12 protein-coding genes are annotated in these 11,723 nt (G+C 32.8%); 3 read left to right on the top strand and 9 right to left on the bottom strand.

All coding sequences use genetic code 11. The features are described from left to right. Nucleotides 1-3 precede the first annotated feature (3 nt). Genes EDC58_RS04920 through EDC58_RS04900 form a run of 5 tightly spaced genes read right to left on the bottom strand, consistent with a single transcriptional unit; the run spans nucleotide 4 to nucleotide 5,622 of the window. Complete coding sequence (locus EDC58_RS04920; protein ID WP_123352399.1) at nucleotides 4-1,074, bottom strand: hypothetical protein; 1,071 nt, start codon at nucleotides 1,072-1,074, stop codon at nucleotides 4-6. Next, entirely contained in the window at nucleotides 1,071-1,715 is a 645-nt protein-coding gene (locus EDC58_RS04915; protein WP_123352398.1) for a uracil-DNA glycosylase, read from the bottom strand. Before EDC58_RS04915 ends, EDC58_RS04920 begins: the two co-directional genes overlap by 4 nt. Further along, a complete protein-coding gene (locus tag EDC58_RS04910; RefSeq protein ID WP_123352397.1) occupies nucleotides 1,693-3,204 on the bottom strand; it encodes a mechanosensitive ion channel family protein in 1,512 nt (503 codons plus the stop codon). Before EDC58_RS04910 ends, EDC58_RS04915 begins: the two co-directional genes overlap by 23 nt. Next, nucleotides 3,201-4,226 carry a 3-dehydroquinate synthase gene (gene aroB / locus EDC58_RS04905; protein WP_123352396.1) on the bottom strand — a complete coding sequence of 342 codons (1,026 nt, stop codon included), beginning with the start codon at nucleotides 4,224-4,226 and terminating at the stop codon, nucleotides 3,201-3,203. The genes EDC58_RS04910 and aroB overlap by 4 nt, the downstream gene beginning before the upstream one ends. Continuing rightward, nucleotides 4,210-5,622 carry a TrkA C-terminal domain-containing protein gene (locus EDC58_RS04900; protein ID WP_123352395.1) on the bottom strand — a complete coding sequence of 471 codons (1,413 nt, stop codon included), beginning with the start codon at nucleotides 5,620-5,622 and terminating at the stop codon, nucleotides 4,210-4,212. The genes aroB and EDC58_RS04900 overlap by 17 nt, the downstream gene beginning before the upstream one ends. 49 nt (nucleotides 5,623-5,671) lie before the next feature. Here EDC58_RS04900 and tgt point away from each other — a divergent pair, with 49 nt between their 5' ends. Continuing rightward, entirely contained in the window at nucleotides 5,672-6,790 is a 1,119-nt protein-coding gene (tgt, locus tag EDC58_RS04895; RefSeq protein ID WP_123352394.1) for a tRNA guanosine(34) transglycosylase Tgt, read from the top strand. On the opposite strand, the gene EDC58_RS04890 is transcribed toward tgt, so the two are convergent. Genes EDC58_RS04890 through EDC58_RS04875 form a run of 4 tightly spaced genes read right to left on the bottom strand, consistent with a single transcriptional unit; the run spans nucleotide 6,777 to nucleotide 9,571 of the window. Further along, entirely contained in the window at nucleotides 6,777-7,859 is a 1,083-nt protein-coding gene (locus EDC58_RS04890; protein WP_123352393.1) for a PilZ domain-containing protein, read from the bottom strand. The genes tgt and EDC58_RS04890 overlap by 14 nt on opposite strands. Further along, nucleotides 7,856-8,692, bottom strand: a complete 837-nt coding sequence (locus EDC58_RS04885) for a hypothetical protein (protein ID WP_123352392.1) — start codon at nucleotides 8,690-8,692, stop codon at nucleotides 7,856-7,858. The genes EDC58_RS04890 and EDC58_RS04885 overlap by 4 nt, the downstream gene beginning before the upstream one ends. Nucleotides 8,693-8,700: 8 nt before the next feature. Beyond that, nucleotides 8,701-9,288, bottom strand: coding sequence for a 16S rRNA (guanine(966)-N(2))-methyltransferase RsmD (gene rsmD, locus EDC58_RS04880; protein WP_123352391.1), 588 nt, complete (start codon nucleotides 9,286-9,288; stop codon nucleotides 8,701-8,703). Next, on the bottom strand, nucleotides 9,275-9,571 hold the full coding sequence (locus EDC58_RS04875; RefSeq protein WP_123352390.1) for a hypothetical protein: 297 nt from the start codon (nucleotides 9,569-9,571) through the stop codon (nucleotides 9,275-9,277). Before EDC58_RS04875 ends, rsmD begins: the two co-directional genes overlap by 14 nt. 87 nt (nucleotides 9,572-9,658) lie before the next feature. On the opposite strand from EDC58_RS04875, the gene EDC58_RS04870 reads away from it, so the two are divergent. Continuing rightward, complete coding sequence (locus EDC58_RS04870) at nucleotides 9,659-10,012, top strand: flagellar protein FlaG (protein ID WP_123352389.1); 354 nt, start codon at nucleotides 9,659-9,661, stop codon at nucleotides 10,010-10,012. A 3-nt stretch (nucleotides 10,013-10,015) separates the two neighbouring features. After that, nucleotides 10,016-11,722, top strand: a complete 1,707-nt coding sequence (gene fliD / locus EDC58_RS04865; protein WP_123352388.1) for a flagellar filament capping protein FliD — start codon at nucleotides 10,016-10,018, stop codon at nucleotides 11,720-11,722. The last annotated feature ends 1 nt before the right edge of the window (nucleotide 11,723 follow it).

Here is an 11,723-nt window from a genome sequence, read left to right as displayed (position 1 = left end):
AGGTTATTGAATAGGCTTAAACGCGCCGTTTATAATTTGGTAGAGTTTTGTATTGTAGTTGATTTGATGATCGAAAATATATACGTGAAAATCGTTCATATAATATTCGTCGTCGTTTGTCTGTTTGTTGTAAATTTTGTTTAGAAGTATGCTGATGTCGTAATTTAGCCAATTAAATCTTATATCGCTGTTTAAGTTCATATTGGTATCTTCCAAATCGATAGGAATATTTAAGATTGAATTTGCGATTATCAGTTTTTCGACGTCTTGAGGTTGAGTGATTGATATTAACAGAGGGTCGTAATCTATTTGAGTTGCGAGTTGGAGTTTGGTTTCTATGTTTTTGTATGTGATTTGGGCTAAGATTTGAGCCGTTTTACTTGCGCTGGTATTGAAAAAAATATAGTGATTATTTAATTTCTCATAAGGAATATTAGGGAAATCATAAGTATCCAACATTATATTAAGTTCGCTTTCGTATTGAAGAAGTTTTTGAGGAATCGTTCCTTTTGAATTTATTGCGATTGCATAATTATCATCGATATATTGGGCTAAAGTATTTACTTGGGATTTGAAATCTATAAGACCGAAATCAACATTATCAAGTTGTTTTGTTGAGTTTTCTTCTTCTGTATATTCGAAAGGATTTGCCGTAGTTTCGTTGTTTTCTAATGGTTGTTGATTTGTCGTTTTGAAATCGCTTGCGTTGAAAGTGGGTACGTAAAAATGAGCGTCGTAATTTTTTAATTCTTCTATTTTTTGTTTATCGGTAGTGATATAAACGATGTCTTTGTAGTTTTGAGTGATTTGAGATAAATTTGCGTCGATATCGAAAAGTTTTATGTGATAGTTTGAAGCTTTATATATGAAATAAGAATTTATCGAATTCATAATCGAAGGAATGAATTTGAAAAATTTTTTCTTATCTATCACAACCGCTACGTTTACGCTTACTTTTTGCGAGACGAAATTATCGTCAAAAACTTCCACTTGTTCGTTATCGGGTTCGACAATAACTTCAGTTTGTGCAAATACTAAAATTGCCGTAAATAGTAGTGCGATTATTTTTTTCATAGCATACTCTTTATAAGTAAAAAGTCTTTATAAGCTTCTTTTTTCGCCGAAGGATTTCTTAATAAAAAGCTTGGATGATATGTCGGTATCACTTTTCTTCCTTTGTATTCGAATATTTGTCCTCTAACTCTGCTAATAGGCAGATTTTCGTTTAATAAATACATAAATGCCGTTTTTCCAAGACAAACTAAAATTTCCGGATTTATAATCTCTATCTGTTTTAAAAGATACGGTTTGCAACTTTCGGCCTCTTCTATACTCGGTACTCGGTTATTAGGCGGTCTGCATTTTACTATATTTGCGATATAGACGTCTTCTCTTGTTAATTCTAACACATTTTCAATAATTTTCGTAAGTAATTTTCCCGCTCTTCCCACAAAAGGGCGACCCGTTTTATCTTCCATTTCCCCCGGTCCTTCACCGATAAACATTAGTTTTGCTTTAGGGTTTCCTTCTCCGAAAACTACGTTGGTTCTTGTTTTACTTAGGTCGCAAAGAGTGCAATTTTTACATATTTTTTCAAGTTCTTTTAGTTCATTTGGCATATCTACTTTTTTATCTTCGCTTACGAAACCTTCGAAATACTCAACTCCCGCTTCTTTTAATTTATAAAGATATTTAAGCTTCATCAAATTTTTCATGGTTTGTCTTTTCCATTTTTATGCTGTATGTAGGGTATGCTATTTTTATATCTTCTGCGTTATTGAAAGCGTCTATAATTTCCGCCGATATCGTACTTCTTAGATTTAGAGTAGCGTAGTTATTAAGATACCAGCAGCTGATTGTTATTCCGTTTTCGCTTATAAAAGTATAAATTCTCGGCTCGACGTTTGCGTTTTTGATATGATATACCGATTTTAGTTTTTGTAGTCTTCTTTTTGTGATGTCGGTATATCCTTTTGAATATTTGCTGACAATTTCTCTTGCTAAATAGACCGCTTTTTTGTGATTGGAATCAAAAGTGATAGTTATGTCAATTCCGTCCCAAACGGTTGAGAGACCGTGGTGGGTATAGTTAAAAATAGGGTTTGTAAAAATTACGTTGTTAGGAACGAAAACTATTCTTCCGGCACGTCTGTTGTAAAGATAAGTCGTAAGAGTTACGTCTTCTTGAATTACGATTCTGTTTAAGGAAATATCGATAATATCGCCTACGATTTTTACTTGTCCGTTTTGAAGGTATATTTTAACTCTGTCTCCGACTTTAAAATTTCCGCTGGTCATTATAACGAACCAGCCGAAAATATTCATAAACCAGTCTTTCATAGCAATTGCGATACCGGCTGATGCAAAACCTAAGATTGTGATTAGATATGTTGCGTTGTTGATGTAAAAGAATGCTATTATTAAAAGAATTACGGTGAAGTTTATGAAGTTTAGTATTTTATTCGTAATGTAAACCGATTCTTCTTTTACGTATTTTCTAACTGCAAGTTTTATGAGTGTAAAAATTATAAAACTTATTGCGATTGTTATTGCCAAAAAGATTAATTTATTTATTTCTCTTTGGATTTGGGAATTGACTTTTTGAATGTTGATTTTCGCTTCCGCTTGGAGGGTGTTTAACTTCGTTTTGTAAATATTGTCTATAACGTTAAAATCTTGAAGCATCTGCTCGAGTTCTTTATCTTTTATTTTTAGTTTTTGCTCTATCTCTTTTAATCGTTGTAAATCATTAAGGGTTTGTTTGAAAATTTGATACTCTTTTTGATTTTTTTCGACTATCGATTGAATCTCTTTTTCATAATTTAGTCCTGTGATAATTGCAAAAGGATTGTTGATTTCAGGCGGTTTTGGCAAACTTGATAATTTAATTAATGATGTGTAAATATCGTTGTTTTTTTTGAGAAGTTTTAGTTCCGTTTTTAATCTTTGAAGCTCTTTTTTGTATTTTTTATTGTAACGCGCCTTTTTTTCAAGTAATGCTACTCTTTCTTGAAGGGCTTTATAATCGAGATAATCTTTATATGTTATATAAAATTCGTTTTGTTTAAGTCTTTTTATGATTTCATTTTTTTGATAGTGAAGTAGCGTATTTGTTTTGTTTGTTTCGTTAGTTTCTGCAGTAGTGTTATTATCTGCCGCAAATAGTGTGAGGATAAAAAAAACTATTAAAAATAGTTTTTTCATCTCTCAAACTTCTTTAATACTTTTTTTACTAAATTTTCGTCCAAATCTTTTACGATTTTATATTGGCCTATTTTTTCGGGGATAATGAATTTGATTTTATTATCCGCCGTTTTTTTGTCTAAGAAAAAGTGATTGTAAAAATCATCTACATCGTCTATTTTAAAATCGGTAGGTAGGTTGTGTTTTTCTAAAAGTTCTTTTATCTCTTTTGCTTCTTTTTCGCTTAATAATCCTAGCTCACGTGAAAGCTCGTTTGCCATAATCATACCGATAGCTACGGCTTCTCCGTGGAGATATGTTTTATAGTTTGTCAGGTTTTCGATAACGTGCCCGAAAGTGTGTCCGTAATTTAGTACGCTTCTTATGCCTTTTTCTTTTTCGTCTTGATTTACGACTTCGGCTTTTAACTCCACACTTCTTTTAATCATCTCTTCAAGCGTTAAGTTTCCTTTTTTGATATTTTCGAAAAACTCTTTGTCAAACATTACGGCCATTTTTATAATTTCCGCCATTCCCGCTGCGAATTCTCTTTTGTCAAGTGTTGAAAGAAAATGAGTGTCGATATAAACGGCTTCGGGTTGATAAAAGCTTCCGATTAAATTTTTTCCGTATTTGTTATTGATACCGGTTTTGCCGCCTACCGAGCTATCCACCATAGCAAGAAGTGTCGTTGGGATTTGGATGAATTTTATTCCTCTTAAAAATATGCTTGCCGCAAATCCCGTCATATCTCCTATAACACCTCCGCCAAACGCTATAAGAGTCGAGTTTCTATCAAACTTAGCATCAAATAGTCTATCAAGAGCATACTCTATGCTTTGCCAATTTTTATACTCTTCCCCGTCAGGTAGAGTAATTATATGAAGCTCTTTTGCTTTTAGTTTGTTCGTTAGATAATTAATATGAAGTCCGCTGACTTTCGGATTTGTGATAATTGCGACTTTGGAATCGATAGTGATTTGCGGCAATTTGTCGATTATGATGTCGTATGTTTTATTTGGTGTATTAACCGTTACTTTCATTATCTTCCTTTACGGGTATTAAAAATTGTGAAAATTTATCTAACATAATGTACGAATCTTCTATTTTAGGTGAAATTATTTGTAAAAATTTATTTCTCGGTTTTGTTGCGAACGTGTCTATAAGACAGATGTTTTCTTTTTTTGCCAAGTAAGTTATAGGGTTTTCTTCTTGTTTTTCAAATTCTACTTGAGCGAAATTGAAACTTTTTGCCAATGTTTGTAAATATTCTATTATCTGTTTGTTGTCGTTTTCCGGGTCCGCGTTTAAAAACACGGCTTTGAGCCCTAGTTGATATGATAAATCGAAAATTGTCGGTGCTATTTTGGTAATGTATTTTTCATTTAAGATTATATAAAGTTTTTCACATTTTTTGATAGATTCTTCGCCGACTTTTAAAATAGGTTTTTTAATTTGGAAAAAGACTTCGGAATATTTTTTGAAAAATTGATTTGTAGTAATGACAAGACCGATACTTAATTTGTTGATATCGTCAAGCAATACTTTTTTATAGTCCGTTTCGAAATAGTCTGTAGTAATGTCGATATTGTCGAATTTGTAGAGTTTATAAATAGAGTGACTTTTAGGAGTCGGGTTGATGATTTTTATGATTAGTTTTTTGTTTTTTAGTTTTCTATGTAAGAAAAGGGCCGATTTTAGAAGTTTTGAGATATCTTCTTTTGACATATTTTTCATATCCAAAATCAAATATATATTTCTTCCGTACGGTTGCGGAAAAGCACCTTTTATCTGTTTTATTTGATTGAAAATATCTTTTAGAGTTTCCGGGTTTCCTATCAAAATAAGTTTGTCATAAGGTAGGATAGTTGTGTTTTCTTCCGGCAGTTTTAGTGCGTTGTCTCTATAAATTGCCGCAACTTTTACGCCGTATCTATCGAAAATATTGACTTGTTTGTAGATAAAAGGCGAGTGAGGAGGAACCTCCACCTCCATAATTTCGCCTTTTCCAAGACCTATATCTCTTGCATAAAGAGGAACTTCCGGTAAAAAGTCGATGATTTTATTGGTTATTACTTCCGGGACGTCTATGATTTCTATGTTGTTTTGGGTAGGGACTTCGAAATCCTGCCAAAATTTTACGAAAAGTATGGGAGTAGGGACGTTTTTAACTTTTTTTAGTACGAATTCGGCTTCATTTTTGTTTTTTATGAAAAGAATGATTTTATTAAAATCTTTGTATAAAAGAGGTTTATAAAGTTCGTATGCGAAAAAATTGATTTTATAAAAAAATATATTATCTTTTTCGTCAAAACCTTCTTTTATTTCCTCATCGTCGTAAATTATATGAAATTCTCCTAAATTCAGATGATTATTATAAATTTTTTGTATTAAAAGGCGTGATTCTTTAGCGCCTGCGAAAATTAAGATTTTATTCAATACAGCCCTTTTGGTAAAATTTCAAGAATTATAACAAAAAAGGTATTAAATGGACTTTAAAATAGACGCCGTGGATAATAAAGCAAGAGCGTGTACGATAAAAACAGCTCACAGCGAGATAAAAACTCCTATTTTTATGCCAGTAGGCACCGCAGCCGCCGTAAAAAGTCTTGATGCTATAGATATGACCGAAATTTTAGACGCTCCTATTATTTTGGGAAATACGTATCATTTATATTTGCGCCCCGGTGATGAGGTTATTGCAAAACTTGGAGGGCTTCACGGATTTAGCGGATATAAAAGAAGCTTTTTGACCGATAGCGGAGGGTTTCAGGCATTTAGTTTGGGAAATAACGTCAAATTTACAGATGAGGGGATTTGGTTCAAAAGCCATATCGACGGCTCTAAACATTTCTTTTCTCCCGAAAAAGTTATCGATATCGAATATAACCTTAATAGCGATATTATGATGGTACTTGACGATTTGATTCCTTTACCGAATACCAAAGAGAGAATCAAAAAATCTATTGAAAGAACGACTCAGTGGGCTTATAGAAGTTTGGTTCATCATGTAAAAAAAGGCAAAAAAAATAATCTTTTCGCGATTATTCAAGGAGGGACGGATTTTGAATTTAGAAAAATAAGTGCCGAGAGTCTCGTATCGCTTGAATATGAGGGTCATACTTTTGACGGGTTTGCAATCGGTGGACTTAGTGTAGGAGAAGAAAATCAACTGATGTATGATACGATAGAAGCCACGACTCCTTATATGCCTGAGGATAAGCCGAGATATTTAATGGGAGTGGGTACGCCTGAGGATATAATCGAGGCGATTGATAGGGGAGTTGATATGTTTGATTGCGTAATGCCAACGCGAAATGCCAGAAACGGGTATCTGTTTACATCATTTGGGACATTAAGAATCAAAAATGCACAATATAAACTTGACGACTCTCCGATAGACCCGGAATGTGATTGTTATACTTGTAAAAATTTCAGCAGAGCATATTTGAATCATCTGTTTAAAGCAAAAGAACTTACTTATTTCAGACTTGCAAGCATTCACAATCTTCATTATTATCTGAATTTAGTAAAAAAAGCGAGAAAAGCGATAATTGAAGGAAGATTTAAAGAATTTAAAAAAGAGTTTTACTCTAAACGTCAATAAATTCGGCTTTTAAATATTTATGGAGCTCTTTTATTATCTCTTTTTCTCGTTTGGTTATGTATTTTTCAAGAATTCTCTCTTGGCTCGGGGTAGGTTCGAAATAAAAATGAAATCTAAAAGAGTCGTTTAGTTTGGTGATTGAGCGAACTTCTGCGGTCATTTCGAAAAAATATCCTTCAAGAATAAATTCAAGTTTTACGAAATCCCCGATATCCACCGTTTTTTCATCACTTATAACCGCCATACCTTTTAGGGAGATATCATACATTTTCGTTGTGAATATATCTTTGTGTTTTTTGATTTTGACGTTGATGTCAGTTGAGGGTTGTACTCTGATGTAGTTTCTTTTCGGGGTGTTTCTTTGGATTTTTTCGATGTTTGTGAGCTTTAGTACTTTTCTTTGAGGATATACATAATCGATATACGCTTTAAAAGTCGTATTGGTAGTCGGCTCTAAAAGATAAATTTCTTTTTGGAATTTAGCCGCTATTATTTGATAAGAATTGGCCTCTACTTCAATATATCCTCTATCTTCGTTGAGTGTTAAAATCGTGGTTTTATGAGTGATAGGTACGCCTTTATAAACGTTAAAAAGATTTAAAACTTTGTTTGTTAGATAGTATTCTTTCAACTCTTTTGGCAGATGATAAGTGAAAAACTCCTCTTCGTTTACGTGGAAAATCAGATATTCGATATAAAATTCAAATAGTGAAGTGAGTTTTTTTAATTTTGCAATTGCGTTTTTTTCTTTTAGGGTGTATTTGATGAATGCGTTTGCAAGAAGTAAAAAGACCTTATTAAGGATATCTTCGATATCTACGTTTCTCTCTTTTAAGATAAAAATAGCGTTTAGTTTGAAATTTTGAGATGAATAATCCTCCAAAAAGAGGCTTTTATAAAGATTTTCTATTTCGTTTTTAAGTTGAGAAGTAATAGGTATGTTAGGATTTTTTTTCTTTAGCAACTCTAAAAAATTGTGTGTAAATTTTGACTCTACTGTTTTAAAAAATTTTTCATTTTCTTTTATAAAAGCCGAAAAATTTTCTTTATAGAATCTGTTTTTGCTCATGTCCTAAACTTTGTAGGTAGCGCTTTAAATTCGATACCTTTTTTTATTTTGATGATTTTGCCGTTATTGTCAATCGTTATTAAAAATTCGTTTTGAGCACCCATATAATCTTGAGAAATTACATCAATTATAATTTTTCCGTCTTTTACGGTTACGCTGCTTGGAGAATCTTCCATTCCGAAGTCATATGTTTTACTCCAAATTATTTTACCGTTTTTTACGAACATTATCAGTAAATCTTCTCCCGGGTGTTGAATAGAACCTATAATATAATAACCGCCGTCTTTTTTGATTAAAAATTTACCGTTTTCACTGTCAGGATTCGGGAAAATAATTGTTTTTCCATTTATATAAAGTTCGATATCGGGATTGTGGTTTTTAAAGGTATTTAACAGCACAATAAGTTTTCCGTTTTCTATTAAAAAGTCGTTAGGAATATCGTATTTGTTTGCGAAATGTTTTAATTTGTAAGATTTTAAATCTTTGTCGGTTTCAAGAAAAGCCGGTTTGTTTTTATTTTGATCGTAACCTATAATATATATTTTCCCATTTTTATATTTTACTTTTTTAACGTCAAGCAAAAGAGGAAAAACTTTTTTTTGCACCAAATCGTAGTTTTTGTTTAGTTTATAAATAGCTATTCCGTCACCTTGTGGCAGAGTAAAAAGATATCCGTCATCAGTAGGAATTAATGCTTCAGATGAGATTTGATATCTTTTTATAAGTTTGTTTTCTATTTTTGTTTGTTCTATTTTTTTGTCTATTTCAGCATTGTTTTGGGTTAAGGCACAGCCTAAAAAAAGAGCCGGTATAATTAAAAGAAACTTTTTCATGATCAATCCTATTCGTAAAATGTTACGGCGCTTTTACCGAATTTTTTAGTTTTTGTTTTTTTGTATTTTCCTAAATATTCCGGAAACTCGTAATCGCTTTGATGTTCGATTAGGATTTTTTCTACGTTCATTTTAGGAAGTTGTTTTATTAAGTTTTGGACTTTGTCATAAATATCCTCATACCCTTCTCTTATTGCAAAAGGAGGGTCGAAATAGAATATCGCTTTGTCTTTTTCTCTTTTTAGTTTTTCGATAACATCCCAAATAGTATCGAAGCTATCTCCTAATATTATTTCGCATTTTTCGCTATCTTCAGGCTTTAACGAATCGATATTTCTTTTTAAAACTTTTGCGGCTTCGGGGTCTTTTTCTAAAAAGTAGGCTTTTTTTGCGCCTCTACTTATGGCTTCAAGCCCGATACTACCGACTCCGCTGAATACCTCAACCCAAGTAGAATCCGGAACTTCCCATTGAAGAGAATTAAAAATAGATTCTTTTAAAATTTGTTTGGTGCTTCTTGTTGTTTCTTTGTCATTCATATATAGTTTTTTACCTCTATATTTTCCGGCGATAATTTTGATATTACTTTTCTCCATAGTATTCCTTTATAAGGTTTTTTATTTCGGTTTTGAAATTTTCAAAAATTTTATCGAGTTTTTCTTCAAAGCTCTCTTTTTGAGAAACGACTGGTACGTATTTTTCAAGTTGTAATAAAAGAGTCGTTTTACTAAAAGGTTTTGTGATTTCTCTTCCTATTAATATTCCGTCTTTTTCAGGATTGTCGGTAATTACGACTCCGTTTTCGTCGAGATATTCTTTAAGAAATTTTTCAAGAGCATATTGTAACAGTGGGGAATCACACTCAATTTTGAATTTCATTTTTACCTTTTTGCTTAATATTTTATCAAAAATTAAATTTTTTATGAATAGTGCCGATTTTTTATAAAGTAAAAAAAAGGATTTACTATGGATATTTTCAGCTCAATCAACGTAGTAGCCAAAAAGATGGACTATACGACAGTAAAACCTACCAACGATGTTAATCACGTTCAGAAAATGAGCGAACATCTTCAGGATAAGAAGTCAAAAGAAGAGATTCAAAAAGAGTTGCAACAAGTAGTGGAAGAGTTAAACAAAGCTATGAATCCTTTGAATACCGATTTGAAGTTCAGATTTAACGACAAAGTTGATGAGCTGGTTGTTGAAGTAGTAGATAAAAAATCCGATCAAGTAATAAGAGAGTTTCCGCCAAAAGAAGCTCTTAAACTTATGGAAAAAATGAGAGAACTTGTCGGAATGTTATTTGATAAGAAAGGATAAGGGATGGCAGATTTAGGTACATTAAGCTCACTCGGGATAGGAAGTGGGGTATTGAATTATGATGTTATCGACAAATTAAAAAACGCCGATAAAGACATAATGGTAAAACCTCTTGAAGATAAACTCGATTTGTTAAAGAAAAAAGAATCGGCACTTTCTCAGTTTATTACTATCGGCTCTCAAGTTAAAACCGATATTTTGGATATTGCGGACGGAACTTTGTTTGCAAAAGTCAATACCGATGTTAGCGGAAGTAGTGTTAGTGTGGATGCGAATGACGGGGTTACCCCGCAAGAATTTACGATAAACGTAAACCAACTCGCTCAAAACGACGTATATGAATCAAACGGATTCGCTTCAAGTGACAGCGTTGTAAATAATACGGGAAGTGACGTAAAACTTGCTATCGGAATTGGTGGAGTGACGACGGAGTTTACTTTACAAGCGGGTGCTACGCTTCAGGATTTAAAAGACGCGATTAATAATGCGAATGCCGGAGTTACGGCAAGTATTATCGATACCGGAATAGGAGACAACCCTTATAAACTTGTCTTAAAAGCGGACGAAACCGGAGAAGATAATTATATTCAATTCGATTATTCCGCTCTTGAAGATTTGGGATTTAACGCTACGAATTATACGTCCGCTCAGTTTAGCAGCGATACGGATGTTGTAAATAATTCCGGAAGCGATCAAACGTTTTCAATCACTGTAAACGGGACTCAATATTCAATGAGTGTGGCGGACGGAACGACTGTTAGTGATTTTATAAGTGCTTTAAATAACGGAGATTTAAAAGACAGTGACGGAAATTCTTTGAAAGTCAATGCAAGCTTTAATAGTGATACGGGAAAAATCGAATTCGACGTACAAGCAATCGGAGATATTTCTATTGACGATACGGGGTTGCTTACTAATTTTAATGACAATACCGACTTTACCAACTCAAACAGACTTCAAACCGCTCAAGACGCGCTATTTACATATAACGGAGTCGAGGTGGAAAGAAGCAGTAATACCGTTGAGGATTTGATTACGGGTGTAAAAATTACCCTGAATTCGACCGGAGAATCGACAGTAGATATAAAAAATAATGTGGATGATATCGTAGATGCGATGAAAAAATTCGTAGCCGATTATAACGCTATGATTTCGAATTTGCAAAATCTAACGGCGTATGATAAAGACCAAAAAACAGTGGGTCTTTTTCAAGGAGATAGCGATTTTACAATGCTTAGCTCTATTTTTAGTAACGATTTGTTCGGAACTATTCGTTCATATACGGTAGATTCGACGGACAGAAACGGAAATTCATATCAACAAAACGCGCTTTTTAGTGCTGCGGATTTGGGCTTTAGTATGGATAGAAACGGGATGTTAAGTTTTGACGAGACAAAATTTAGGGAGTCTTATCAAAACAATCCCGATTTAACGAAAAGTTTTTCGGAAGACATTTTCACAAAATTAAAAACCGATTTTGATAGAACGATTACGGGAGATAATTCGAATCTTTCTCTTCTTGATAATCAAATAAAAGATGAAGAAAAAAGTTATCAAGATAGAATCGATGCCATGAATAAATATCTTGAAACGAAATATGAAGTAATGGCAAAACAATTTGCCGCATATGATGAGATGATTAATAAATTTAATACGATGAGTCAATCGTTGAATATGGCAATAGAACAAACAATAAATTCTAAACAATAAG

This window comes from Caminibacter pacificus (assembly GCF_003752135.1).
Lineage (GTDB): Bacteria > Campylobacterota > Campylobacteria > Campylobacterales > Nautiliaceae > Caminibacter > Caminibacter pacificus.
The sequence above is the reverse complement of the archived record's forward strand: the minus strand, read 5'-3'. Positions and strand labels throughout refer to the sequence as shown.

Bases quoted from the DNA above. Each gene is read 5' to 3' on its own strand.
- EDC58_RS04915 (WP_123352398.1), bottom strand. From the start codon at position 1,715: ATGAAAAATTTGATGAAGCTTAAATATCTTTATAAATTAAAAGAAGCG.
- rsmD (WP_123352391.1), bottom strand. From the start codon at position 9,288: ATGGAGAAAAGTAATATCAAAATTATCGCCGGAAAATATAGAGGTAAA.
- EDC58_RS04885 (WP_123352392.1), bottom strand. From the start codon at position 8,692: ATGAAAAAGTTTCTTTTAATTATACCGGCTCTTTTTTTAGGCTGTGCC.
- fliD (WP_123352388.1), top strand. From the start codon at position 10,016: ATGGCAGATTTAGGTACATTAAGCTCACTCGGGATAGGAAGTGGGGTA.
- tgt (WP_123352394.1), top strand. From the start codon at position 5,672: ATGGACTTTAAAATAGACGCCGTGGATAATAAAGCAAGAGCGTGTACG.
- EDC58_RS04875 (WP_123352390.1), bottom strand. From the start codon at position 9,571: ATGAAATTCAAAATTGAGTGTGATTCCCCACTGTTACAATATGCTCTT.
- EDC58_RS04910 (WP_123352397.1), bottom strand. From the start codon at position 3,204: ATGAAAAAACTATTTTTAATAGTTTTTTTTATCCTCACACTATTTGCG.
- EDC58_RS04920 (WP_123352399.1), bottom strand. From the start codon at position 1,074: ATGAAAAAAATAATCGCACTACTATTTACGGCAATTTTAGTATTTGCA.
- EDC58_RS04890 (WP_123352393.1), bottom strand. From the start codon at position 7,859: ATGAGCAAAAACAGATTCTATAAAGAAAATTTTTCGGCTTTTATAAAA.
- aroB (WP_123352396.1), bottom strand. From the start codon at position 4,226: ATGAAAGTAACGGTTAATACACCAAATAAAACATACGACATCATAATC.
- EDC58_RS04870 (WP_123352389.1), top strand. From the start codon at position 9,659: ATGGATATTTTCAGCTCAATCAACGTAGTAGCCAAAAAGATGGACTAT.